The organism is Klebsiella sp. CTHL.F3a (assembly GCF_019890895.1).
GTDB lineage: Bacteria > Pseudomonadota > Gammaproteobacteria > Enterobacterales > Enterobacteriaceae > Klebsiella > Klebsiella grimontii.
The window spans coordinates 4965962-4992225 of sequence record NZ_CP082360.1; the positions used below are offsets into that span (position 1 = coordinate 4965962).

Sequence of the window (26264 nt, forward strand, 5' to 3'; positions counted from 1 at the left end):
TCGCGGACGGAGGGATTGGAAATAAAAATGCCCGGTGATGCAATGTTCACCGGGCATTGAAGGGATTATGTACAACGCTGACTTATTGCGTTATACCGCGGTCTGGAAAATCACCCCATCAGCCTTCTCAGTATACTGACCCAGCTGGTCGAAGTTCAGATAGCGGTAGGTATCCGCCGCAGTTTTATCCACCTGAGCAACGTAGGTCTGGTACTCTTCCGGCGTCGGCAGCTTACCAATAAGCGCGGCGACTGCCGCCAGCTCCGCAGAGGCCAGGAAGACGTTAGCGCCGGTACCTAAACGGTTCGGGAAGTTACGGGTTGAGGTAGAAACCACCGTCGCACCGTCAGCAACACGAGCCTGGTTACCCATGCACAGGGAGCAGCCAGGGATTTCAATACGCGCGCCGCTCTTACCAAACACGCTGTAGTAACCCTCTTCAGTCAGCTGCGCGGCATCCATGCGGGTTGGCGGCGCCACCCACAGACGGGTCGGCAGCTGGCCTTTGTGGTTGTCCAGCAGCTTACCAGCCGCGCGGAAGTGGCCGATGTTGGTCATGCAGGAACCGATAAACACTTCATCGATCTTCTCACCCTGCACGTCGGACAGCAGACGCGCATCGTCCGGATCGTTCGGCGCGCAGAGGATTGGCTCTTTGATATCGGCCAGATCGATATCGATCACCGCCGCATATTCTGCATCCGCATCGCCTTCCAGCAGCTGCGGATCCGCCAACCATTTTTCCATGCCCTGAACGCGACGTTCCAGCGTACGGCGGTCGCCGTAACCTTCCGCGATCATCCACTTCAGCAGGACGATGTTGGAGGTCAGATACTCAACGATCGGCTCTTTGTTCAGCTTGATCGTGCAGCCTGCAGCCGAGCGCTCTGCGGAGGCATCGGTCAATTCAAACGCCTGCTCAACTTTCAGATCCGGCAGACCTTCGATCTCCAGAATGCGGCCAGAGAAGATGTTTTTCTTACCTTTCTTCTCAACGGTCAGCAGGCCCTGTTTGATCGCATACAGCGGGATGGCGTGCACCAGATCGCGCAGGGTGATGCCTGGCTGCATTTTGCCTTTAAAGCGCACCAGCACCGACTCCGGCATATCCAGCGGCATGACGCCGGTCGCGGCGGCAAACGCCACCAGGCCAGAACCTGCCGGGAAAGAGATGCCAATAGGGAAACGGGTATGCGAATCACCACCGGTACCGACGGTATCCGGCAGCAGCATACGGTTCAGCCAGGAGTGGATAACACCATCGCCAGGACGCAGCGATACGCCGCCGCGGTTCATAATAAAGTCCGGTAGCGTGTGGTGCGTGGTGACGTCCACCGGCTTAGGATAAGCGGCGGTATGGCAGAAGGACTGCATCACGAGGTCGGAAGAGAAGCCCAGGCACGCCAGGTCTTTCAGCTCGTCACGGGTCATCGGACCGGTGGTGTCCTGAGAGCCTACGGAGGTCATCTTCGGTTCGCAATAAGCGCCCGGACGAACTCCGGCCACGCCGCAGGCGCGACCCACCATTTTCTGCGCCAGAGAGTATCCGCGGCTACTTTCCGCCACGTCTTTCGCCTGACGGAATACGTCGCTGTGCGGCAGGCCAAGCGCTTCACGCGCTTTGGTGGTCAGGCCACGACCGATGATTAGCGGGATACGGCCACCGGCGCGCACTTCGTCGATCAGTACGTCGGTTTTCAGCTCGAAGGTCGCGAGCAGTTCGCCGGTTTCGTGGTTACGTACTTCACCTTTAAAGGGATAAACGTCGATCACGTCGCCCATGTTCAGGTTGTTTACGTCCACTTCAATCGGCAGCGCGCCGGCATCTTCCATGGTATTAAAGAAGATAGGCGCAATTTTGCCGCCGAGAACCAGACCGCCGCCGCGTTTGTTCGGCACGTTCGGAATATCGTCGCCCATAAACCACAGCACCGAGTTGGTGGCGGATTTACGCGATGAACCGGTACCCACGACGTCGCCGACGTACGCCAGCGGGAAACCTTTTTGCTGCAGTGCTTCAATTTGTTTAATCGGGCCGACGGCGCCAGGCTGATCCGGGTCGATGCCTTCACGGGCGTTTTTCAGCATTGCCAGCGCGTGCAGCGGAATGTCCGGGCGGGACCAGGCGTCAGGGGCCGGAGACAGGTCATCGGTGTTGGTTTCGCCGGTGACTTTAAAAACGGTCACGGTGATTTTGTCAGCCAACTGAGGACGGCTCAGGAACCACTCAGCATCAGCCCAGGATTGCATCACCTGTTTGGCATATTCATTGCCCGCTTTGGCTTTCTCTTCTACATCGTAGAAGTTGTCGAACATCAGCAAAGTGTGGGACAGCGCTTTCGCGGCAATCGGCGCCAGTTTTGCGTCGTCCAGCGCGTCAATCAGGGGATGAATGTTGTAACCGCCCTGCATGGTGCCCAGCAGTTCGACAGCTTTTTCACGGGTAACCAGTGGAGAAGTTGCTTCGCCTTTGGCGATCGCGGCAAGGAATCCGGCTTTAACATAGGCGGCTTCGTCGACGCCCGGCGGTACGCGGTTAATTAACAGGTCTAACAGGAATTCTTCTTCACCCGCTGGCGGGTTTTTCAGCAGTTCTACCAGCGCGGCCATTTGGGTTGCATCTAAGGGTTTCGGTACAATCCCCTCGGCGGCACGCTCAGCTACGTGCTTACGGTATTCTTCTAGCACGACGGTTCTCCTCGCTCTCATTGTAAAATGCGGTAGGCGATTCTCTTCACGCTCCTGTGAGACAGCAGTTTGTAGGGTAAATGCCCGATACCGCGTCGGCAGCATAGCAGGATTTTGGCGGGGTGTTAATCTGTTTACAAAAAAGCAACATTAAAAATTAGCTGAATCGTTAAGGGCAGAATATTGCAGGTTTTCTGTCAATTTAGCGGTATATAAAATTAATTCTGTTACACATAATTGTCCAAAAACCCAACTAAAATCAAAAACGCAAATTCGCGCTCTTTATACTCAGGCAATCCCCCGCTTTTCGACAATACTCTGTCAAAACGGGCCAATCTATGTGCCGGGAGTCCTTATGACGCTGCCTTTCAAACCCCATCTGCTCGCGCTGCTCTGTAGCGCCGGGCTATTAGCCGCCGCGGGTACGCTCTACGTCAAAAGCCGGGAGCCGCAAACGGTTCCCGAGCCCCCCGCCGTTGCGCAGACGGCGCAGGCAACCACCGCCGCTCAGCCGGTTACCGCAACCTATACCCCCGCGCAGATAGACCAGTGGGTCGCGCCAATCGCGCTCTATCCGGACAACCTGTTGTCACAGGTGCTGATGGCTGCGACCTATCCGAGTAACGTCGTTCAGGCGGTGCAGTGGTCGCAGGATAATCCTGCAATGAAGGGGGATGCGGCGGTACAAGCGGTGGCAAGCCAGCCCTGGGATCCCAGCGTAAAATCGCTGGTCGCCTTCCCTTCCCTGCTCGCGTTAATGGGAGAAAATGCGCCGTGGGTAGAAAACCTGGGTAACGCATTTCTCGCCCAGCCGCAGGACGTCATGGATTCAGTGCAGCGCTTACGCGCCATCGCCCAGCAGACCGGAACGCTGAAATCCACGCCGCAGCAGAAAGTCATCACCGCCACAAACGCTGCGGTCCCGGCAACGTCGACGACCAGTACCTCCCGCAGCAGCAGCGCCGTGACATCCTCCGCCCCCGCCCAGGTGATTAAAATCGAATCCACCGATCCGAACGTGGTGTACGTGCCGGCCTATAACCCTTCTGTTGTTTACGGCGCCTGGCCTAACACGGCCTACCCGCCGGTCTACCTGCCGCCGCCCCCGGGTGAACAGTTCACCAATAGCTTCGTCAAAGGTTTTGGCTATAGCCTCGGCGTCGCCACCACCTACGCCCTGTTCAGCAGCATCGACTGGGATGATGACGATCACCATCATGACGATGACGATTACCACCACGATGATGATCATCACGGCGGCTACTCGCACAACGGCGATAATATCAATATCAACGTCAATAATTTCAACCATATTACCGGGCAGAATCTGCCGGGAAATCACGTTAACTGGCAACATAATCCGGCCTATCGCGGCAATATTCCGTACCCGAACAACAACATTGCGCAGCATTACCATCAGACCAATGTTCCCGGCGGGCTTAGCACTACCCAACATCAACCCGTCGATCGTAACGCGCAGCGTCAGGCAGCCATGACTCAGCTACAGCAGCATACCGGGCCTGCGGCTACGGCGGATAACTCGCTTGCTCGCGCGCCGTCCCGAGATGCCCAGCGCCAGGCCGCATCGCAGCAGCTGCATCAGGTAACCCAGCGCAATAACTATCGCGGCTATGACGCCACGCCGGCGGTGACACATAACGCCGTACAACAGCAGCATCGGGAAGCGGTAAAATCGCAAATTCAGCATCCAACAGCGCAGCAGCAACAGCGCCGTGAACAGGTCCGGGCCGCAACGCCCGAACAACGTCAGCAGAAGTTGAATAACCTGCACGCCAATGCCCTGAGCGGTAACGATATCCGTTCGCCTTCCTGGCAGTCGCAGCAGGAGCGTGGCCTGCAGAGCCGTCATATCTCAGGTTTAAGCAGCGAGCAGCGCAGCGCGGCCAGAGAACATCTTTCGGAACATCATGAACTGCGCCGCCGCTGAGGATAATCAGATGAAAAAATTATTAACAATGACTCTGCTGGCCCTGACCCTGGCACCCGCTATATCGTTGGCTCAACAGCAGTTTACCTCTCCGGAACTGGCCGCCAGCGCGCTGGTCGAGGCGATCGGCAAGCATGATGAATCAGCGCTCAACGGGCTGCTCGGCGATAGCTGGCAGCAGTTTTTACCGCCGGATGGCATTGCCCCTGACGCCGTCGATCGCTTTCAACGTGACTGGAAAGTGAGCCATCGTATCGTTCAGCAACAGGATAGCGCCTGGCTGGAGGTGGGTCAGGAAGCATGGCGGCTACCGATCCCCATAATTCAGGATAAGAGCGGCTGGCGTTTTGACATGGCCGCTGCTGAAGATGAGATCCTGACTCGCGCCATTGGCCGCAATGAGCTGTCAGCCATTCAGGCAATGCATGCTTACGTTGATGCCCAGCAAGATTTCTATCGGTTAAACCACACCTGGGCGCAGAAGATTATCAGCAGTGATGGCAAGAAAGATGGCCTCTACTGGCCAACCGCTCCCGGTGAAGCGCCCAGCCCGTTAGGACCGGCATTTAGTCCCATAGAACCCGGCGAGGGCTATCACGGCTACCGTTTCCGCATAATTAAAGACGGCGAGAATCAGGGGGTCGCCCTGCTGGCATGGCCGGTTGAATGGGGAAAAACCGGTATCATGAGCTTTATGGTTGACCAAAATGATGAGGTTTTTCAGGCTAATTTAGGTGATGAAACGCAGAGCAAGGCGCTGGCGATTTCTCAATTTTCGCCTGATTCCGGCTGGCAGGCCATCCATCAATAGTAAAATGCCCGGCGCGCGATGGCGCTGCCGGGCAATATCACTACATTGGCTTAGCCCTGATGGGGCATCAGAGACGGGTAGCCGGCAAAAGCCGGTTTAGTGCTGGTCAACGCCGCTTCATCAGCGCTGATGCTACCGGAGTTCGCCGCCCATACGCCTTCGCTGGTCTTCGTTATTTGCTGATGTTGCCTATTCAAATCCTGGCCCATAGCGGCAATATGGGTGCTTTCGGTACCGCCGCTGTTATCAGCCCAGGGAATCGCGGCATCCGCCGCGTAGGCCATACCAGAGGCCAACGTTGCCGCCAGCAGAGTGGTGGTTAAAAGCCTTTTCATCGCATACCTCACGCATAGTTAACTACCTATAAGTTTATATAGTTATTATTTTTTGAGAATTAATAAGGTATGCACTTTTATTAATGGCGACACAGTTCTAAACATCAACTATAAAAAAAGCGGCTCACTGAGCCGCTTTTTGATTTTGCCTGAAAGAAAAACTTACTTTTTCTTCGCTTTCGCGTTCGGCAGGTCGGTGATGCTACCTTCGAAGACTTCTGCCGCCAGGCCAACGGACTCGTGCAGAGTCGGGTGAGCGTGGATGGTCAGCGCGATATCTTCAGCGTCACAGCCCATTTCGATCGCCAGACCGATTTCGCCCAGCAGCTCGCCGCCGTTGGTGCCAACAATCGCTCCGCCGATAACGCGGTGAGATTCTTTGTCGAAAATCAGTTTGGTCATACCGTCAGCGCAGTCGGAAGCGATAGCACGGCCAGAAGCAGCCCACGGGAAGGTGGCGGTTTCGTAGCTGATGCCTTTCTCTTTCGCTTCTTTCTCCGTCAGGCCAACCCATGCAACTTCCGGCTCGGTATAGGCGATGGACGGGATAACTTTCGGGTCGAAGTAGTGCTTCATGCCGGCGATAACTTCGGCTGCAACGTGGCCTTCGTGAACGCCTTTGTGCGCCAGCATCGGCTGACCGACGATATCGCCGATAGCAAAGATGTGCGGCACGTTGGTACGCAGTTGTTTGTCAACGCGGATAAAACCACGCTCGTCAACTTCAACGCCTGCTTTACCAGCATCAAGGTTTTTACCGTTCGGCACGCGACCGATAGCCACCAGCACGGCGTCATAGCGCTGCGCTTCAGCCGGGGCTTTTTTGCCTTCCATGGAAACGTAGATACCGTCTTCTTTCGCTTCAACGGCGGTCACTTTGGTTTCCAGCATCAGGTTAAATTTCTTACTGATGCGCTTGGTGAAGACTTTCACCACGTCTTTATCTGCTGCCGGGATAACCTGGTCGAACATTTCAACCACGTCAATCTCTGAACCCAGCGCATGGTATACGGTACCCATTTCCAGACCGATGATCCCGCCGCCCATAACCAGCAGGCGTTTTGGTACGGTTTTCAGCTCCAGCGCATCGGTGGAGTCCCATACGCGCGGATCTTCATGCGGAATGAACGGCAGTTCGATCGGACGGGAGCCCGCCGCGATGATAGCGTTGTCGAAGTTGATCACGGTTTTGCCGTTTTCGCCTTCCACTTCCAGGGTGTTAGCGCCGGTAAATTTACCCAGACCGTTAACCACCTTCACTTTACGCCCTTTGGCCATGCCAGCCAGACCACCGGTCAGCTGAGTGATGACTTTTTCTTTCCAGGTGCGAATCTTGTCAATGTCGGTTTTCGGCTCACCGAAAACGATGCCGTGTTCGGCCAGCGCTTTCGCTTCTTCGATAACTTTAGCAACGTGCAGCAGTGCTTTAGAAGGGATACAGCCGACGTTCAGGCAAACACCGCCGAGGGTGCTGTAACGTTCTACGATGACGGTTTCCAGACCTAAATCAGCGCAACGGAAGGCAGCAGAATAACCTGCGGGGCCTGCCCCAAGTACCACGACCTGAGTTTTGATTTCAGTACTCATCATGACCTCTGTTATTTGTATCCGGCGGGTCTGACGCTATTGTTTTTACGCCCATGTCCACCGGGACGTTCTATCCGCAAGCATTTTACAAAATTGTTAACAATTTTGAAACAACAAACGGCAAACGATTTTGTCCTTTATTGCTGGTAACTTCAAAACGCAGAAGAGATTACCAGAAAAAAGCCGGCCGTCAGGCCGGCTTTTTGCTTACATCACCAGGCGGCGAATGTCGCTCAGCATATTGTTGATGATGGTGATAAAGCGCGCACCATCAGCACCGTCGATCACGCGGTGGTCGAAGGACAGAGAGATCGGCATCATCAGACGCGGCACGAACTCTTTGCCATTCCATACTGGCTCCATCGCGGACTTGGACACGCCGAGGATAGCCACTTCCGGCGCGTTCACAATCGGTGCGAAGTGGGTGGTACCCAGGCCGCCGATGCTGGAGATAGTGAAGCAACCACCCTGCATTTCGCCAGCGGTCAGCTTACCATCACGCGCTTTCTTGGAAATCACGGTCAGTTCACGAGACAGCTCGGTAATGCTCTTCTTGTTCACGTCTTTAAAGACCGGAACAACCAGACCATTCGGGGTATCAACCGCCACGCCGATATTGATGTATTTCTTCAGCGTCAGACGCTGTGCATCTTCAGACAGGGAGCTGTTGAAGCGCGGCATCTGCTCAAGCGCCGCGGCAACGGCTTTCATGATGAAGACCACCGGAGTGAATTTCACGTCCAGCTTACGCTTCTCAGCTTCGGCGTTCTGCTGTTTACGGAACGCTTCCAGATCGGTGATATCGGTTTTGTCGAAGTGCGTAACGTGCGGGATCATCACCCAGTTACGGCTCAGGTTAGCGCCAGAGATCTTCTGGATGCGGCCCAGTTCAACTTCTTCCACTTCACCAAACTTGCTGAAGTCCACTTTCGGCCACGGCAGCATGCCCGGGATACCGCCACCGGTAGCAGCAGGCGCGGCTTCAGCGCGTTTAACCGCTTCTTTCACGTAGGCCTGAACGTCTTCGCGCAGGATACGGCCTTTACGACCGGAACCTTTCACTTTCGCCAGGTTGACGCCGAACTCGCGCGCCAGACGACGAATCAGCGGCGTTGCGTGAACGTAAGCGTCGTTTTCAGCGAACTCAGATTTGCCTTCCGCTTTTGCAGCAGGAGCCGCAGCAGGTTTAGACGCCTGAGCCGGTGCAGCAGCAGGTGCCGGAGCAGCCGCGGCAGCCGGAGCTGCGGCAGGCGCAGCGCCTTCCACTTCGAAGACCATAATCAGGGAGCCAGTGGAGACTTTGTCGCCGGTGCTGATTTTGATCTCTTTCACAGTACCCGCGAATGGCGCAGGCACTTCCATGGAAGCTTTGTCGCCTTCAACGGTGATCAGTGACTGTTCAGCGGCGATTTTATCGCCCACTTTCACCATCACTTCAGTCACTTCAACTTCATCGCCGCCGATATCCGGTACGTGAACTTCTTTAGCGCCTGAAGCTGCCGGTGCAGCAGCAGCAGCCGGAGCAGCTTCCGCTTTTGCCGGCGCCGCGGCAGGCGCAGCGCCTGCCACTTCAAAGATCATGATCAGGGATCCAGTGGACACTTTGTCACCGGTGTTGATCTTGATCTCTTTCACGGTGCCGGCGAACGGCGCCGGAACTTCCATAGAAGCCTTGTCGCCTTCTACGGTGATCAGGGATTGTTCAGCGGCGATGGTGTCGCCCACTTTCACCATGATTTCCGTGACTTCAACTTCATCACTGCCGATATCCGGTACGTGAACTTCTTTCGCGCTGGCGGCTGCCGGTGCTGCGGCGGCCGGAGCGGCTTCTTTCTTCTCTTCCTGCGCAGGTGCAGCGGCTGCTGCACCATCGGCGGAATCGAAAATCATGATCAGTTTACCGGTCTCGGTTTTGTCGCCGACAGAGACTTTGATCTCTTTAACGACGCCAGCCTGCGGAGACGGGACTTCCATAGAGGCTTTGTCGCCTTCTACGGTGATCAGCGACTGTTCAGCTTCAACTTTGTCGCCCACTTTGACCAGAATCTCGGTGATTTCAACTTCATCAGCCCCGATGTCCGGTACTTTGATTTCGATAGCCATTATTCTTTTACCTCTTACGCCAGACGCGGGTTAACTTTATCTGCATCGATGTTGAATTTAGTGATGGCTTCCGCAACCACTTTCTTATCGATTTCGCCACGTTTAGCCAGTTCGCCCAGCGCTGCTACCACCACGTAGGAAGCGTCAACTTCGAAGTGGTGACGCAGGTTTTCACGGCTGTCAGAGCGACCGAAGCCGTCGGTACCCAGTACGCGGTAATCATCGGCCGGTACGTAAGTACGAACCTGCTCAGCGAACAGTTTCATATAGTCAGTCGATGCGACTGCCGGAGCATCATTCATCACCTGAGCGATGTACGGAACGCGCGGCGTTTCCAGCGGATGCAGCATGTTCCAGCGTTCACAATCCTGGCCATCGCGCGCCAGTTCGGTGAAGGAGGTGACGCTATAAACGTCAGAACCTACGCCGTAGTCGTTGGCCAGGATCTGCGCTGCTTCACGAACGTGACGCAGGATAGAACCGGAGCCCAGCAGCTGAACTTTACCTTTGCTACCTTCAACGGTTTCGAGTTTGTAGATACCTTTACGGATACCTTCCTCGGCACCTGCTGGCATGGCCGGCATGTGGTAGTTTTCGTTCAGCGTGGTGATGTAGTAGTAAACGTTCTCTTGTTTCTCACCGTACATACGCTCCAGACCATCGTGCATGATGACCGCAACTTCGTATGCATAAGACGGATCGTAAGAGATACAGTTCGGGATAGTCAGAGACTGAATATGGCTGTGGCCATCTTCGTGCTGCAGACCTTCGCCGTTCAGCGTCGTACGACCGGAAGTACCACCGATCAGGAAGCCGCGAGCCTGCTGGTCACCAGCCTGCCAGCACAGATCGCCGATACGCTGGAACCCGAACATAGAGTAGTAGATGTAGAACGGGATCATCGGCAGGTTGTTGGTGCTGTAGGAGGTCGCAGCAGCCAGCCAGGATGCGCCAGCACCCAGTTCGTTGATACCTTCCTGCAGAATCTGGCCTTTCTCGTCTTCTTTGTAGTATGCAACCTGCTCACGGTCCTGCGGGGTGTACTGCTGGCCGTTCGGGCTGTAGATACCAATCTGACGGAACAGACCTTCCATACCAAAGGTACGCGCTTCATCGGCGATGATCGGCACGAGGCGGTCTTTGATGGATTTGTTCTTCAGCATCACGTTCAGGGCACGAACGAACGCGATAGTGGTAGAGATCTCTTTATTCTGCTCTTCCAGCAGCGGCCCGAAATCTTCCAGAGTCGGCAGCTCCAGCTTCTCATCGAAGTTCGGCTGACGGCTCGGCAGATAGCCGTGCAGTTTCTGACGCTGGGCGTGCAGATAGGTGTGCTCTTCGGAACCTTCCGGGAAGGTCACGTACGGCAGTTTTTCGATATCCGCATCGGCAACCGGCACATTGAAACGATCGCGGACGTAGCGAACGCCGTCCATGTTCATCTTCTTAACCTGGTGGGCGATGTTTTTACCTTCAGCAGTGTCACCCATGCCGTAACCTTTAATGGTATGGGCGAGAATGACGGTAGCTTTGCCTTTGGTTTCCTGCGCTTTTTTCAGTGCAGCATAGACTTTCTTCGGATCGTGGCCGCCGCGGTTCAGGGCCCAGATCTGCTCGTCAGTCCAGTCGGCGACCAGCGCTGCGGTTTCCGGATATTTACCGAAGAAGTGCTCACGCACGTAGGCGCCGTCTTTGGATTTGAAGGTCTGGTAGTCACCGTCAACGGTCTCTTCCATCAGCTGGATCAGTTTACCGCTGGTATCTTTACGCAGCAGCTCATCCCAGCGACCGCCCCAGATAACCTTAATGACGTTCCAGCCAGCACCACCGAAGATGCCTTCCAGTTCGTTAATGATCTTGCCATTACCGGTAACCGGGCCGTCAAGACGCTGCAGGTTACAGTTGATAACGAAGACCAGGTTGTCCAGCTTCTCACGAGTCGCGATGGTGATCGCGCCTTTGGATTCCGGCTCGTCCATCTCACCGTCGCCCAGGAAGGCGTAAACGGTTTGTTTGGAGGTATCTTTCAGACCACGGTGTTCCAGATATTTCAGGAACTTAGCCTGATAAATCGCGCCGATTGGGCCCAGGCCCATAGAAACGGTCGGGAACTGCCAGAATTCCGGCATCAGTTTCGGGTGCGGGTAAGAGGACAGACCTTTACCGTGAACTTCCTGACGGAAGTTGTTCATCTGCTCTTCAGTCAGACGACCTTCCAGGAAAGCACGCGCGTAGACGCCCGGAGAGATGTGGCCCTGGAAGTAAACCAGGTCGCCGCCGTCCTGCTCGTTGCGTGCGCGGAAGAAGTGGTTAAAGCACACTTCGTAGAAGGTTGCGGAAGACTGGAAGGAAGCCATGTGGCCGCCCAGTTCGAGATCTTTTTTCGATGCGCGCAGAACGGTCATAATCGCGTTCCAGCGGATCGCAGAACGGATACGACGTTCCAGATCCAGATTCCCCGGGTATTCCGGCTCATCTTCAACGGCAATAGTGTTTACGTAACCGCCGGTCGATGCGCCAGCAGCCACTTTCACCCCGCCTTTGCGGGCTTCAGAAAGGAGTTGGTCAATAAGATACTGAGCGCGCTCAACACCTTCTTCACGGATGACCGATTCGATCGCCTGTAGCCAGTCGCGAGTTTCGATCGGATCCACGTCATTTGGTAAACGTTCTGACATGGGGGGTATTCCTTATCTATCTAATCGTTGATTAATCTGGAACCTGTCCCATTGCGCTCTTTGTTCTTCATACTTCTGGCTGTCTCTTTGTTGGCTTCGCTTCCTCATCCCAGTCACATAGTTCACTATGCTCCCGGGGATTCGCGCGCTTGCCGCCGCGATACACCCAAAATTATTTTGAACAACTAAAAGTGCAATAAGACAGGTTCTGCGTTTAGTTGCCGCGCTCTAAAAATGGCGCTTAAGAACCGGAGTTCTCATCTTTTCGTTGCTGTAAACGACGCAGTGAGCGTTCACGACGGCTCTGCTCACGGCTACGATCCAGCAAAATTTCCTCAATGAACGCCAGGTGACGATGCGACGCTTCACGCGCCTGCTCCGGTTCCCCGGCGATTATCGCCTCAAAAATGCGAGTACGATGATTGCTGACCTGCGGGAGCATCTCCCGACGGGCGTACAACAATTCAAAATTCTGGCGAACGTTCTGGGCCAGCATCGGCTCCATACAGCGTAGTAGATGGAGCAACACCACATTGTGCGCCGCTTCGGTGACGGCAATTTGATACTGGACGACGGCATCGGATTCGGCGTCAAGATCGCCGGACTGCTGAGCCCGCTCAATGGCCTGATGCAACTCGCGAATACGTTCGCGATCTTCATCGTTGCTGCGCAGCGCCGCGTAATAAGCCGCGATGCCTTCAAGCGCGTGACGGGTTTCCAGCAGATCGAATTGGGATTCAGGGTGGTCGGACAGTAGCTCTACCAGCGGGTCGCTGAAGCTCTGCCACAGGCGGCTTTGCACAAACGTTCCGCCCCCCTGGCGACGAAGCAACAAGCCCTTAGCTTCGAGGCGTTGAATAGCCTCACGGAGCGAGGGACGGGAAACGTCGAACTGTTTTGCCAGTTCACGTTCTGGCGGGAGTTTTTCACCGGGGCGCAACGTCCCCTCAAGGATTAAAAACTCCAGCTGCTGCTCTATCACATCGGATAGTTTTGGTTGGCGGATCTTGCTGTAGGCCATATTCCCTGTCTCTGCCATTAGCCCGGAGTCAATTGGTCTTACCAATTCATAGTTCGTATCGCTAAAGTAACAAAGTATTCACCTTCTGTCCATACAGGTTTTGATTGAAATCATTAAACCCGGCACGTTTTAACAACCTTACAGAAATAACATTTCAAAAATGTAACCTTGCACAAATGTTGTGTTTACTCACAAAGAGGTAGCGTTAACGTAATAGAAACGAAAAATTACGCTATCTGAACCGATTCAACTCACCAATTGGTGAATATTAATTCAATGAAAGCGAATAAGTAGCAAATAATAGACAGGTGCGGAATATTGAGGTGTGATTTACAAATGGTTTCTTTTTGCTCGCATCGTCATCATCCCTTCATAAAGCAGGTGCATTCAGCGGCGCTTATCACTATTCTCCATGATACGAAAGGCCTTTTCATGAATTCCCCCTCCGCCTTGCGTAAAGAAATAAGTACATCAACGGAATTTGATAATTACACAAACACAACAATATGTGCGTTGCATCATTCGGGGCAGAACGGAGCGCAGGCTCAGTGAAATTTCGCTGACTATGCTATCAGGCAGGGACGGACAGCGAAGAAGTCACCTGAAGGATGACGCGGACAAACATAATAACCATAACCACACACGAGGTTTCATGATGGAAGGTCAACAGCATGGCGATCGGCTTAAGCGCGGCCTTAAAAACCGCCATATTCAGCTTATTGCGCTGGGAGGCGCTATCGGTACCGGTTTGTTTCTCGGTAGCGCATCCGTCATCCAAAACGCGGGTCCCGGTATCATTCTGGGCTACGCAATTGCCGGTTTTATTGCCTTCCTGATTATGCGTCAGCTGGGCGAGATGGTCGTTGAAGAACCGGTGGCCGGTTCATTTAGTCATTTTGCCTACAAATACTGGGGCGGCTTTGCAGGTTTCGCTTCCGGCTGGAACTACTGGGTGCTTTACGTGCTGGTCGCGATGGCTGAGCTGACCGCGGTCGGGAAATACGTCCAGTTCTGGTGGCCGGAAATTCCCACCTGGGTTTCTGCGGCCATTTTCTTTATCGCCATCAACGCGATCAACCTGACTAACGTCAAAGTGTTTGGCGAGATGGAGTTCTGGTTCGCGATCATCAAAGTCGTCGCCGTCGTGGCGATGATCCTGTTCGGCGGCTGGCTGCTGTTTAGCGGCAACGGCGGCCCGCAGGCCACCGTACGCAACCTGTGGGAGCAAGGCGGATTCCTGCCGCACGGCTTCACCGGGCTGGTGATGATGATGGCGATTATTATGTTCTCGTTCGGCGGTCTGGAGCTGGTGGGTATTACCGCCGCAGAAGCGGATAACCCGGAGCAAAGCATTCCAAAAGCCACTAACCAGGTTATCTACCGTATTCTGATTTTCTATGTGGGCTCGCTGGCCGTTCTGCTCTCTCTGCTGCCGTGGAGCCGCGTGACCGCCGATACCAGTCCGTTTGTCCTGATTTTCCATGAGCTGGGCGATACCTTTGTCGCTAACGCCCTGAATATCGTGGTCCTGACCGCGGCGCTGTCGGTGTATAACAGCTGCGTTTACTGCAACAGCCGGATGCTGTTCGGCCTGGCCCAGCAGGGTAACGCGCCAAAAGCGCTAATGAGCGTTGATAAACGCGGCGTACCGGTTAACACTATCCTCGTCTCCGCTGTGGTCACCGCGCTGTGCGTCCTGATAAACTACTTCGCGCCGGAATCCGCGTTTGGTCTGCTGATGGCGCTGGTAGTTTCCGCCCTGGTGATCAACTGGGCGATGATCAGCCTGGCGCACATCAAATTCCGTCGCGCTAAGCAGCAGCAGGGCGTGGTTACCCGCTTCCCGGCGCTGCTGTATCCGCTGGGTAACTGGATTTGCCTGCTGTTCATGGCGGGAGTACTGGTGATCATGCTGATGACCCCTGGCATGGCGATTTCTGTCTACCTTATCCCGGTGTGGATTGCCGTTCTCGGCGTCGGCTACCTGTTTAAACAGAAAACCGCCAGCGCCATTAAAGCGTAATCCTGCATCTCTACAACCTGTGTCCGCCCGCCGTTGGCGGACACAGTGCATTGTTACCTGCTTCACATTTTATCCCTGACAACCGATTTATCCATATCGTTAACCCTATCCTGCAACGCATTAGTCCATTACCCGGCTAATAATTCTCTCCATACCGCCACGGGGAGATCGCTGCGATGAATGGCAATAAGCTTTCAGTTAAAGAAAAAATAGGCTACGGGATGGGTGACGCCGGATGCAACATCATATTCGGCGCCATCATGTTGTTTGTTAACTATTTTTATACGGATATTTTTGGTCTCGCGCCGGCGCTGGTAGGCGTATTGCTGCTCTCCGTACGCGTTATTGATGCAGTTACCGATCCGATTATGGGGGCTATGGCCGACCGTACCCGCAGTAAATACGGGCGCTTTCGTCCATGGCTGCTGTGGATTGCTTTCCCGTATGCGCTGTTCAGCGTGCTGATGTTTACCACGCCGGAGTGGACGTACAATAGCAAGGTTATCTATGCTTTCGTCACCTACTTCCTGCTCTCGCTGACCTATACCGCGATTAACATCCCCTACTGCTCATTAGGTAGCGTGATTACGAATGACCCGCAGGAACGCGTGGCCTGCCAGTCCTATCGCTTCGTGATGGTCGGTATTGCCACACTCCTGCTCTCCCTTACGCTACTGCCGATGGCGGACTGGTTCGGTGGTGAGGATAAAGCCAAAGGCTACCAGATGGCGATGACCGTGCTGGCGTTTATCGGTATGTGCATGTTCCTTTTCTGCTTTGCCACCGTCCGTGAACGCGTAAAACCCGCTGTCCAGACCAACGACGAGCTGAAAAAAGATCTAAAAGACGTCTGGAAAAACGACCAGTGGGTTCGCATCCTGCTGTTAACGCTTTGCAACGTCTGTCCGGGCTTTATTCGCATGGCCGCCACCATGTACTACGTCACCTGGGTTATGCAACAAAGCACCCACTTCGCGACGCTGTTTATCAGCCTTGGCGTGGTCGGGATGATGATCGGTAGTATGCTGGCAAAAGTTCTGACCGACCGCTGGTGTAAACTGCAGGTGTTTTTCTGGACCAATATCGTACTGGCCGTTTTCTCCTGCGCGTTCTATTTCTTCGACCCGCACGCCACCATGATGATCATGGCGCTCTACTTCCTGCTGAATGTTCTGCATCAGATCCCCTCACCGCTGCACTGGTCGCTAATGGCCGACGTTGACGACTACGGTGAATGGAAGACCGGCAAACGCATCACCGGCATCAGCTTCTCCGGCAACCTGTTCTTCCTGAAGGTCGGTCTGGCTATCGCCGGGGCGATGGTTGGCTTTCTCCTCTCCTGGTACGGTTACGATGCCGGCGCGAAACAGCAAAGCGCATCCGCGATTAACGGTATCGTACTGCTATTCAGCGTTATCCCCGGCGTCGGCTATCTGATTACCGCGGGAGTGGTGCGTATGCTGAAGGTTAACCGTGAATTTATGAGGCAAATTCAGTCTGACCTCGAGAAGCGCCGGGTCAACTATAGCGAGCTCAATGACTATCAGGAACTGAAAACCGGCGAACATGTAAGGAAAGCGTAATGAAAAACTGGCCAAACCCATTTATTGAACAACGCGCGGACCCGTATATTCTGCGCCATCAGGATAGCTACTACTTTATTGCTTCGGTGCCGGAGTACGACCGTCTGGAAATCCGCCGCTCCGCAACTCTTGAAGGCCTGCGCGACGTGCAGCCGGTGGTCGTCTGGCGTAAACCGGACAGCGGCCCGATGAGTCAGCTCATATGGGCGCCGGAGCTGCATGAGATTGACGAAAAATGGTACATCTACTTTGCGGCGACCCACACGCACGACCTGGATGAACTGGGGATGTTCCAGCACCGTATGTTTGCGCTTGAATGCGCGGACAGCGATCCGTTAACCGGTAAATGGCAGGTAAAAGGCCAGGTAAAAACGCCGTTTGACACCTTTGCCCTGGATGCCACCACTTTCCGTCATCAGGGCAAACAGTGGTACCTGTGGGCGCAAAAAGACCCTGACATTAAAGGCAACACCAACCTCTATCTGGCTGAGCTGGAAAACCCGTGGACGCTAAAAGGCAAGCCGGTGATGTTGAGCAAACCCGAGTTCGACTGGGAGTGTCGCGGTTTCATGGTGAACGAAGGCCCGGCGGTGCTTTTCCACGGCGACAAGCTGTTCGTTAGCTATTCCGCCAGCGCTACCGATGAAAACTACTGCATGGGCTTACTGTGGATAGACATTAACGCCGACCCGCTCCGGCCAGAAAACTGGCATAAAGCGCCGCAGCCGGTATTCCGCACCAGCTATGAGAATCGTCAGTATGGGCCCGGGCACAATAGCTTTACGCAGACGCCGGAAAGAGAAGATGTGCTGGTGTACCACGCGCGTAACTACACCGAAATAGAAGGCGACCCGCTGTACGATCCAAATCGTCATACGCGCCTGAAGCTCATTCGCTGGCAAGAAAACGGGATGCCTGATTTCGGCATCCCGGCAGCAGACACGTATTAAAAGTCCTGCCTGCCCGCCAACGGGCAGGCGCTTAAATCAGCGTACCGTAAATGGTCAGCAGCGCCATAATCACCACGACCACCAACGAGGTTTTCTTCGCCATGGAGACCGCCGCCTTCGGCGTAGCCACTTTATCCACGTGCGGCTCACGCGCCAGCGAATACTGCGCCAGACGCGTCAATACCTGATACTGAGAAGAGTGGCGGTCGCCCAGCGAGGCAAACCACGCCGGTAAGGCTTTTTCACCGTGTCCAACCAAAGCGTACACCACGCCGACCAGGCGTACCGGAACCCAGTCAACCACGTGCAGAATGCCGTCGATACCCGACTGTAAGCGATGGCGCGGCGTCTGATAACGCGCCAGCCACGTTTGCCAGGCCCGCAGCGTACAGTAGGCGATCAGGGTTAACGGCCCCCACGGCCCGCCGACCACAAACCAGAACAGCGGAGCAAGATAATAGCGGTAGTTAATCCACAGCAGCGCATTTTGCAGCTCGCTCAGATACTCACGCTGGTCGCAGCCGGGTGGTACGCCGTGGATCAGGGTAAGTTCGCTGGCCATGGCGTCGCAGGCGCGGCTATCATCGCGCGCCGCGGCCTTCAGGTAGGCGTGATAGTGCAAGCGGACTTTACCTGCGCCTATGCACAGCAGGCCAAGCAGGATCCAGAACACCAGCAGCGGAACGTTAAACAGTTGCCCCTGCAGCAGGCGCTGAATAATAAACACAACCGCCGCAGCCGCTACCGTCATCAGTATGGTTGTCAGCAGGGAATAATGCTTTATCCGGCGAAACAGCACTTCCAGCCGATGATCGAGCTGCCAGTGCTCGCCCAGCTTAAACAAGCGCTCGGCAATGAGGACTAACAGCGTAGTAAACAACGTCATGGCATCTCCTTATTCTGACGACGGGGTTAACAGAGCGCGAAACTTTACCCAGTCAAAAGCCGGGCCGGGATCCGTTTTACGCACTGGCGCAATATCGCTATGGCCGGTGATATTGTCAGCTATCGCCGGATAGAGCGGGATAAGCTGACGGGTAACGGCTGCCAGCTGCTGATACTGCGCGTCGGTATAAGCCAGCTCGTCGGTCCCTTCCAGCTCAATGCCTATCGAAAAATCGTTGCAGCGCTCGCGCCCGTGATAGCTTGAAACACCCGCGTGCCACGCGCGCTTGTCGAAAGGCACATACTGCACGATTTCGCCATCGCGGCGAATCAGACAATGCGCCGAAACGCGAAGATGGGCAATCTCGGCAAAGAAAGGATGGGCATGGGGATCGAGCGTACCGCTGAACAGGGCATCAATCCACGGGCCGCCAAATTCGCCGGGCGGTAGGCTTATATTGTGCACCACCAGCAAAGAGGGAGTTTCATTATCCGGACGGCTATCTTGATGCGGCGAAGGTACCCGACGCGCCTCGACCAGCCATCCCCCGTTCAACTGCATGTTGAGTCTCCTTTTACTAGCTTATGCATGGCGGCACCGCGCCCAACGAATCCCCTGCATCATACGCCCTCTCGCTCAGCGGACTAACGCCAAAAGCTAAACGCTGAAACCGCCGGCAAAATGAAGCGGATGTGGTACAAAAACGTTGTTCAGGTTAGCATGTTTCCCACTTCTGAATCTTATCTATCTGGAGCTTTATCATGACGCCTCGTCGCTACAATCCCGACCGCCGCCGTGACGCGCTGCTGGAGCGTATTAATCTTGATATTACCGATGCCGTCGCTCAATCCCTGCGGGAAGATTTAGGCGGCGAAGTGGATGCGAATAACGACATTAGCGCACAATTATTGCCTCAGGACGCGCACTCGCATGCGGTCGTGATCACCCGCGAAGATGGCGTATTTTGTGGTAAACGCTGGGTAGAAGAAGTCTTTATTCAGCTTGCGGGCGATGACGTTAACTTCACCTGGCATGTTGCCGATGGCGATGCAGTAAAAGCAAACCAGCCGTTGTTCGAGCTGGAAGGCCCTTCGCGTATTCTGCTCACCGGCGAGCGCACCGCACTCAATTTCGTGCAAACGTTGTCCGGGGTAGCGAGTGAAGTCCGCCGCTACGTTGATCTGCTGGTGGGTACCAAAACTCAGCTGCTCGATACGCGCAAAACGCTGCCGGGTCTGCGCACGGCGCTGAAGTACGCGGTCTTATGCGGCGGTGGGGCCAACCATCGTCTGGGCCTCTCCGATGCCTTTCTGATTAAAGAGAATCATATTATCGCTTCCGGCTCGGTACGGCAGGCGGTTGAAAAAGCGTTCTGGCTTCATCCTGATGTGCCGGTAGAAGTGGAAGTCGAAACTCTTGAAGAACTGGACGAAGCGCTAAAAGCCGGCGCCGACATCATTATGCTCGACAACTTCACTACCGACCTGATGCGCGAAGCGGTCAAACTTACCCAGGGTCAGGCGGCGCTGGAAGTCTCCGGCAACGTCACATTCGATACCATTCGTGAATTTGCCGAAACCGGCGTCGACTACATATCCGTTGGCGCGTTGACGAAACACGTGCGCGCCCTCGACCTCTCTATGCGTTTCCGTTGATTGCCTTGCCCCGGTTTTCACTTTATGCCGGGGCTCACTTTTGCGAACTGACTCGCATGCCAATAATCCCTCCATGCAAGCGGCCCAAAAAGCCTGGAACCCTGCTTCCTTAGGCGAAATCTGCGGATCGTATCGCTGAAAAAATCCCGGCAAAGTGCTCCTGAAGATAACAAGGAGCAACTTATGGACAAACAACGTGGTTTTACCCTCATCGAACTCATGGTGGTCATCGGGATCATCGCCATTCTCAGCGCAATCGGCATTCCGGCGTATCAGAATTACCTGCGAAAAGCGGCGCTTACCGACATGCTACAAACCTTCGTCCCTTTCCGTACCGCCATTGAGCTATGCGCGCTGGAGCACGGCGGATTAACCCCCTGCGATGGCGGCAGCAACGGGATCCCCTCCCCCGCAACCACCCGCTACGTCTCCGCTATGACCGTAGCGACGGGCGTTGTCACGCTCACCGGCCAGGAAAGCCTCAATGGCCTGAGCGTCACCATGACGCCGTCCTGGGATAACGCTAACGGTATCACCGGCTGGCAGCGCGTTTGCAATATTACTGGCGATAGCGCACTTAAGCAGGCCTGTGAAGATGTGTTCCGTTTTAACTGAGAGGGCAGCAATGAAAACTGAACAATTGATCCCACTGTGCCAGCGCTACAAGGCATTGCTGCTCGATAGCGATGAAAACACCATTGCCATCGCCGTAGTCGATGCCCCTGCGCCGGAACTCATGGAAGCCCTGCGCTTCGCGACTCAGAAAAGGATTGATATCGAATGCTGGAACCAGGACCGGATGGACAAACGGCTGCAGACGCCGGGAATATCAACACTCACCCCACCTGTTGAAGCGTCGGCCAGCATCGTTGAACAGGTAAATAACCTTCTCGAACAAGCCCTGCGCCAGCGCGCATCCGATATTCATATCGAACCAGGCGACGATCGCCTGAGAATTCGCCTGCGGGTAGACGGCGTCCTCCATTCTCTTGCTCCGCTCGCCGCGGAACTCGCCGCCCCCATCACCGCCCGACTTAAGGTGCTCGGCAATCTGGATATCGCCGAACACCGGGTGCCGCAGGACGGTCAGTTCACCCTCACGCTCTCCGATCGCCCGGTCTCGTTTCGGATCGCCACGCTTCCCTGCCGCGGAGGGGAGAAAATCGTTCTGCGTTTACTACATCAGGTCGAACAAGCGCTGGACCTGGAGGCGCTGGGGCTCTCCGCCCAGCAGCTTGCCGCCTTCCGTTCGGCGCTAAACCAACCCCAGGGCCTGATGCTGGTCACTGGTCCGACGGGGAGTGGGAAAACCGTCACTTTATACAGCGCGCTGCAGGCGCGGAACCGCGACGAAGTCAATATATGCAGCGTTGAAGATCCGCTGGAGATCCCCATTGTGGGGATGAATCAGACGCAGATTAACCCCCGGGCGGGTTTAACCTTTCACAGCGTACTGCGCGCCCTGCTCCGTCAGGATCCCGATATCGTAATGGTGGGAGAAATACGCGATGCGGAAACCGCTGAAATTGCGATAAAAGCAGCGCAGACCGGGCACCTGGTGCTCTCAACGCTGCACACCAATTCAACCAGTGAAACGCTGGTTCGTCTGCAGCAGATGGGCGTTGCGCGCTGGATGATCTCATCCGCGCTTTCGCTGGTGGTTGCTCAACGTCTGGTACGCAAGCTGTGCCCCCACTGCCGGCGGGAAACCGGCAGTTCGGCTGATGTTCCGCACAGCCTGTGGCCGCGGGCGCTTCCTCGCTGGCAGGCTCCGGGCTGTCAGCACTGCTATCACGGCTACTACGGTCGCCTGGCGCTCTTTGAGCTGCTACCCGTCAATACCGCGTTACGGCAGGCGATAACTCAGGGTCTTAGCGCCGGGGAGATCGAGTCCCTGGCACGGGAATCCGGAATGATGACGCTATTTGAGAGCGGTTGCCTGGCCGTCGAACATGGGATGACCAGTCTGGAAGAAGTGGTACGCGTGTTGGGGATACCGCATGGCGACTAAACGACTGTGGCGCTGGCGCGGTATCACTCTCCAGGGCGCTCCCTGCCAGGGAACGCTCTGGCAGGATAATCGCCCCGAGGCATTGCAGGCTCTACAGCGACAACGAATTATCCCGCTGACGCTGCGCTGCTGTAGCGTGCAAAACGCCCTCTGGCATCCGCGCTACAGCGGTGAAATCATCCGCCAGTTGGCGGCCCTTCTTCAGGCCGGCCTCCCGCTGGCTGAGGGGTTGGAACTGCTGGCGCAGCAGCAGCCCAATGCGCAATGGCAAGCGTTGCTGCAAACCCTGGCAGCAGATCTAGCGCAGGGCATTTCGCTTTCAGGCTCCCTGGAAAAATGGCCTGAAGCGTTCCCCCCGTTATATCTGGCCATGATCCGCACCGGTGAGCTTACCGGTAAACTGGAGCTATGCTGCGCCGAGCTGGCCCAGCAGCAGCGAGAACAGCTGCTTCTCACCGAGAAAGTGAAAAAAGCGCTGCGCTACCCGCTGATTATTTTGACTCTGGCGCTGCTGGTGGTCATGGGAATGCTGTGCTTCGTCTTACCGGAGTTTGCCGCTATATATCAAACTTTCAACACCCCGCTGCCGTGGTTGACCCGCGCGGTAATGAGCGTCGGCGAGGGGCTAACTCGCTTTTGGCCATTACTCGCGGCGCTGGTAATTTTACCTGCGATACTCAACCGGCTGATTTGCCAGCGGCCAGGCTGGCTACTGTATCGTCAGAAGCTGCTCCATACGCTGCCGGTGTTTGGCAAACTGCTATGTGGCCAGCGGCTTAGCCAGATTTTTACCGTACTCGCATTGACGCAAAGCGCCGGTATCAGCTTTCTGCAAGGGCTGCAAAGCGTAGAGGAAACGCTGAATTGTCCGCTGTGGCGACAGAGACTCCGCCAGGTTTGCCGGCAAATTACCCACGGCGATCCCATCTGGCAGGCGCTCGCCAACAGCGGAGGATTTACGCCGCTGTGTCTACAGCTGATTCGTACCGGTGAAGCTTCGGGTTCGCTGGATACTATGCTGGCCAATCTGGCTCGTCACCATAGCGAGCAGACGCATCAGCAGGCAGATAATCTGGCCACCTTACTGGAGCCGATGATGCTGGTTGTAACAGGAACGATTGTCGGCGTGCTGGTGGTGGCGATGTATTTACCCATTTTTCATCTGGGCGACGCCATTAGCGGAATGGGGGGATAACGCTGGCGCAAACGCGCCAGCGAGCGGCATTACAGACTGTTGAACACGCGGTTCTCTTGTTCCTGTACGCGAATAAAAGTCGTACGTTTAGTCAGTTCTTTCAGGCGTGAAGCACCAACGTAGGTGCATGCGGAGCGCAGGCCGCCAAGAATATCGCGCGCGGTGTTTTCAACCGGGCCGCGCAGCGGCAGCTTAACGGTTTTGCCTTCCGCCGCACGGTACTGGGCTACGCCGCCAACGTGACGGGTCATCGCCGACTCGGAGCTCATGCCGTAGAACAGCATGAATTTTTCACCGTTCTCTTCAACTACGGTACCGCCGCTCTCTTCGTGCCCGGCCAGCATACCGCCAAGCATCACAAAATCTGCGCCGCCGCCGAATGCTTTAGCCACATCCCCGGGCATAGTACATCCGCCGTCGCTGATAATCTGCCCGCCCAGGCCGTGCGCCGCGTCGGCACATTCAATCACGGCGGAAAGTTGCGGATAGCCGACACCGGTTTTCACGCGGGTTGTACATACGGAACCCGGGCCGATGCCAACCTTCACGATATCGGCGCCCGAAAGAACCAGCTCTTCACACATTTCGCCGGTAACAACGTTACCTGCAATGATGGTTTTCTGCGGCCAGGCTTCGCGCGCTTTCGCGACAAACTGCACGAAGTGCTCGGAATAGCCATTCGCCACGTCAATGCATACGAAGCTAAGCTGCGGGTTCTGGATCAGAATCTGTTTGGTTTTTTCGAAATCCGCGTCGGAGGTCCCAGTAGAGACCATGACGTGCTGCACGACATCTGCCGATACGCTCTGAACAAACGCCTGCCACTGTTCAACGCTGTAATGCTTATGTACCGCAGTCAGAACGCCGAACGAAGCCAGAGCTTTAGCCATAGCAAACGTGCCAACGGTGTCCATATTAGCAGCAATAATCGGCACGCCAGTCCAGGCCAGGCCAGAGTGTTTGAAAGTGAATTCACGTTCCAGCTGTACGTCAGAACGGCTTTTGAGGGTAGAACGTTTCGGGCGGATAAGAACGTCTTTAAAACCAAGCTTCAAATCTTCTTCAATACGCATGTGCGAATTCCTGGGGTTAATTGCATTATTGTGAGAGCACAACTCCAGTGACGCTATCATACGCACGAATCATGGCCGCGCAAGACTGCGATTTTCACTTTATTTACGCTACAATCGTATAAATTTACCTGGTGAATAGCCAAAAGCGAATTTGCGATATCCCATCGCTGGCGTATCATTTTTAACCATTTGATTTGCATGCACAAAAAAACCAGAATAGGTGGTGACAGCGCTTTATTGGTTGATATCAGACCGATAAACCAACTGTCGCAGTGGCGTCGTCGCGTCGTAAATAACGGCGCTATTATTGAAAAATGTGCATGTAGTCAGTTTCAGGATTGAGGTGTATGGCATACACGGTAGCGTTAACAGGCGGCATCGGCAGTGGTAAAAGTACTGTAGCCGATGCATTCTCACACCTCGGGGTTAACGTTATTGATGCTGACATAATCGCGCGCCAGGTAGTAGAGCCCGGCACTCCGGGGCTAAGCGCGATTGTTCAACGCTTCGGTCCGCAGATACTCAATGAAGATGGCACCCTCAACCGTCGTGCTCTGCGTGAGCAAATTTTCGCTCATGCAGAGGATAAGAGCTGGCTAAACGCGCTGCTGCATCCACAAATTCAGCAGGAAACGCGTCGCCAGATGCAGCTTGCCACCTCATCTTATATTCTCTGGGTTGTACCTTTATTGGTCGAAAACCGTTTGTCCGCTAAAGCCGATCGCGTCCTTGTTGTTGATGTACCTAAAGAGACGCAGATAGAGCGCACGATGCTTCGCGATCGGGTCAGCCGACAACATGCGGAACATATTCTTGCCGCTCAGGCCACGCGCGAGCAGCGCCTTGCCGTTGCGGATGATGTTATTGAAAATATGGGTTCACCTGGTGCCATCGCATCAGCTGTCGCCCGCCTGCATGCAAAGTATCAACAGCTGGCAACGCAGGCCGCCTCACAGGAAAAACCGTAATGTCTACCCCTGTTCTATTTGAACATCCGCTTAATGAAAAAATGCGTACCTGGCTGCGTATTGAGTTTTTGCTCCAGCAGCTGGCCGTACATCCCGCCATTACCAGCCATGCTGATGCGCTGCATTTTTTCCGCAATATCGGCGACCTTTTAGATGTTTTTGAACGCGGTGAAGTGCGTACCGATCTGATGAAAGAGCTGGATCGCCAGCAGAGGAAGCTGCAATCCTGGGCGGAAGTCCCTGGGGTTGATCAGGATCGTATCAACGAACTCCGTCAGCAGCTGAAGCAATCAGGCAGTACGTTAATGTCGGCGCCACGTATCGGCCAGTACCTGCGAGAGGATCGCCTGATCGCCCTGGTACGCCAACGCCTGAGCATCCCGGGCGGCTGCTGTAGCTTCGATCTTCCGACGCTGCACATCTGGCTGCATATGCCGCAGGAATACCGTGATGAGCAGGTCGGTAAGTGGCTGGCCAGCCTGGAACCGTTGACGCAATCGCTGATGCTCATTCTCGATCTCATCCGTAACTCGGCCCCCTTCCGTAAGCAGACCAGCCTGAACGGTTTTTATCAGGACAACGGCGAAGATGCCGATCTGCTGCGTCTGCGTTTGGATCTTGCCAGCCAGCTCTACCCCCAAATATCAGGCCACAAGAGCCGCTTTGCCATCCGCTTTATGCCGCTGGACAGCGAACATGGCATCGTGCCGGAGCGTTTTGATTTTGAACTGGCCTGCTGTTAAGGAGTC

General features: G+C 55.1%; 20 protein-coding genes. 11 read left to right on the plus strand and 9 right to left on the minus strand.

Annotation, left to right across the window (positions count from 1 at the left end; all coding sequences use genetic code 11):
• Positions 1 to 90 precede the first annotated feature (90 nt).
• Positions 91 to 2688, minus strand: coding sequence for a bifunctional aconitate hydratase 2/2-methylisocitrate dehydratase (gene acnB, locus K7H21_RS23320; protein ID WP_004129020.1), 2598 nt, complete (start codon positions 2686 to 2688; stop codon positions 91 to 93).
• A 355-nt stretch (positions 2689 to 3043) separates the two neighbouring features.
• On the opposite strand from acnB, the gene K7H21_RS23325 reads away from it, so the two are divergent.
• Both K7H21_RS23325 and K7H21_RS23330 read left to right on the plus strand, forming a co-directional pair.
• Complete coding sequence (locus K7H21_RS23325) at positions 3044 to 4636, plus strand: DUF3300 domain-containing protein (protein ID WP_112166684.1); 1593 nt, start codon at positions 3044 to 3046, stop codon at positions 4634 to 4636.
• A 10-nt stretch (positions 4637 to 4646) separates the two neighbouring features.
• Positions 4647 to 5447: a DUF2950 family protein gene (locus K7H21_RS23330; RefSeq protein WP_004129015.1), complete on the plus strand. Its 801-nt coding sequence runs from the start codon at positions 4647 to 4649 to the stop codon at positions 5445 to 5447.
• 50 nt (positions 5448 to 5497) lie between these two features.
• Here K7H21_RS23330 and K7H21_RS23335 read toward each other — a convergent pair whose 3' ends face one another.
• The 5 genes from K7H21_RS23335 to pdhR all read right to left on the minus strand — a co-directional run bounded on the left by K7H21_RS23335 (position 5498) and on the right by pdhR (position 13171).
• On the minus strand, positions 5498 to 5782 hold the full coding sequence (locus K7H21_RS23335) for a hypothetical protein (protein ID WP_004129013.1): 285 nt from the start codon (positions 5780 to 5782) through the stop codon (positions 5498 to 5500).
• Positions 5783 to 5944: 162 nt separating this feature from the next.
• Positions 5945 to 7369: a dihydrolipoyl dehydrogenase gene (lpdA, locus tag K7H21_RS23340; protein WP_004098637.1), complete on the minus strand. Its 1425-nt coding sequence runs from the start codon at positions 7367 to 7369 to the stop codon at positions 5945 to 5947.
• Between the two features lie 207 nt (positions 7370 to 7576).
• Positions 7577 to 9472, minus strand: a complete 1896-nt coding sequence (gene aceF / locus K7H21_RS23345; protein ID WP_223035399.1) for a pyruvate dehydrogenase complex dihydrolipoyllysine-residue acetyltransferase — start codon at positions 9470 to 9472, stop codon at positions 7577 to 7579.
• 14 nt (positions 9473 to 9486) lie between these two features.
• Entirely contained in the window at positions 9487 to 12150 is a 2664-nt protein-coding gene (gene aceE, locus K7H21_RS23350; RefSeq protein ID WP_004129009.1) for a pyruvate dehydrogenase (acetyl-transferring), homodimeric type, read from the minus strand.
• Between the two features lie 241 nt (positions 12151 to 12391).
• Entirely contained in the window at positions 12392 to 13171 is a 780-nt protein-coding gene (pdhR, locus tag K7H21_RS23355; protein WP_004098632.1) for a pyruvate dehydrogenase complex transcriptional repressor PdhR, read from the minus strand.
• Positions 13172 to 13823: 652 nt separating this feature from the next.
• Here pdhR and aroP point away from each other — a divergent pair.
• The 3 genes from aroP to K7H21_RS23370 all read left to right on the plus strand — a co-directional run bounded on the left by aroP (position 13824) and on the right by K7H21_RS23370 (position 17727).
• On the plus strand, positions 13824 to 15194 hold the full coding sequence (gene aroP, locus K7H21_RS23360) for an aromatic amino acid transporter AroP (RefSeq protein ID WP_087828456.1): 1371 nt from the start codon (positions 13824 to 13826) through the stop codon (positions 15192 to 15194).
• 176 nt (positions 15195 to 15370) lie between these two features.
• Entirely contained in the window at positions 15371 to 16777 is a 1407-nt protein-coding gene (locus tag K7H21_RS23365; protein ID WP_142445999.1) for a glycoside-pentoside-hexuronide (GPH):cation symporter, read from the plus strand.
• Positions 16777 to 17727, plus strand: coding sequence for a glycoside hydrolase family 43 protein (locus K7H21_RS23370; protein WP_087828458.1), 951 nt, complete (start codon positions 16777 to 16779; stop codon positions 17725 to 17727). The genes K7H21_RS23365 and K7H21_RS23370 overlap by 1 nt, the downstream gene beginning before the upstream one ends.
• A gap of 31 nt (positions 17728 to 17758) precedes the next feature.
• On the opposite strand, the gene ampE is transcribed toward K7H21_RS23370, so the two are convergent.
• Positions 17759 to 18613, minus strand: coding sequence for a beta-lactamase regulator AmpE (gene ampE, locus K7H21_RS23375; RefSeq protein ID WP_004128989.1), 855 nt, complete (start codon positions 18611 to 18613; stop codon positions 17759 to 17761).
• A 9-nt stretch (positions 18614 to 18622) separates the two neighbouring features.
• Complete coding sequence (ampD, locus tag K7H21_RS23380) at positions 18623 to 19174, minus strand: 1,6-anhydro-N-acetylmuramyl-L-alanine amidase AmpD (protein WP_004128986.1); 552 nt, start codon at positions 19172 to 19174, stop codon at positions 18623 to 18625.
• A 200-nt stretch (positions 19175 to 19374) separates the two neighbouring features.
• On the opposite strand from ampD, the gene nadC reads away from it, so the two are divergent.
• The 4 genes from nadC (at position 19375) to hofC (ending at position 23474) form a co-directional block, all read left to right on the plus strand.
• Complete coding sequence (nadC, locus tag K7H21_RS23385; RefSeq protein WP_004128984.1) at positions 19375 to 20268, plus strand: carboxylating nicotinate-nucleotide diphosphorylase; 894 nt, start codon at positions 19375 to 19377, stop codon at positions 20266 to 20268.
• A gap of 183 nt (positions 20269 to 20451) precedes the next feature.
• Complete coding sequence (gene ppdD, locus K7H21_RS23390) at positions 20452 to 20883, plus strand: prepilin peptidase-dependent pilin (protein ID WP_004128982.1); 432 nt, start codon at positions 20452 to 20454, stop codon at positions 20881 to 20883.
• Between the two features lie 10 nt (positions 20884 to 20893).
• A complete protein-coding gene (gene gspE / locus K7H21_RS23395) occupies positions 20894 to 22279 on the plus strand; it encodes a type II secretion system protein GspE (RefSeq protein WP_142469502.1) in 1386 nt (461 codons plus the stop codon).
• The gene (gene hofC / locus K7H21_RS23400; RefSeq protein WP_049113901.1) at positions 22269 to 23474 is read left to right on the plus strand and encodes a protein transport protein HofC; all 1206 of its coding nucleotides are present in this window, start codon (positions 22269 to 22271) and stop codon (positions 23472 to 23474) included. The genes gspE and hofC overlap by 11 nt, the downstream gene beginning before the upstream one ends.
• A 29-nt stretch (positions 23475 to 23503) precedes the next feature.
• Here the strand turns inward: hofC and K7H21_RS23405 are convergent, their stop codons facing one another.
• Positions 23504 to 24547, minus strand: a complete 1044-nt coding sequence (locus K7H21_RS23405; protein WP_004128976.1) for a GMP reductase — start codon at positions 24545 to 24547, stop codon at positions 23504 to 23506.
• 347 nt (positions 24548 to 24894) lie between these two features.
• On the opposite strand from K7H21_RS23405, the gene coaE reads away from it, so the two are divergent.
• Together coaE and zapD are read left to right on the plus strand one after the other, a co-directional pair.
• Positions 24895 to 25515 (plus strand): dephospho-CoA kinase, encoded by a 621-nt coding sequence (gene coaE / locus K7H21_RS23410; protein ID WP_004128974.1) that lies wholly within the window; start codon positions 24895 to 24897, stop codon positions 25513 to 25515.
• Positions 25515 to 26258 (plus strand): cell division protein ZapD, encoded by a 744-nt coding sequence (zapD, locus tag K7H21_RS23415; protein ID WP_004128972.1) that lies wholly within the window; start codon positions 25515 to 25517, stop codon positions 26256 to 26258. Before coaE ends, zapD begins: the two co-directional genes overlap by 1 nt.
• The last annotated feature ends 6 nt before the right edge of the window (positions 26259 to 26264 follow it).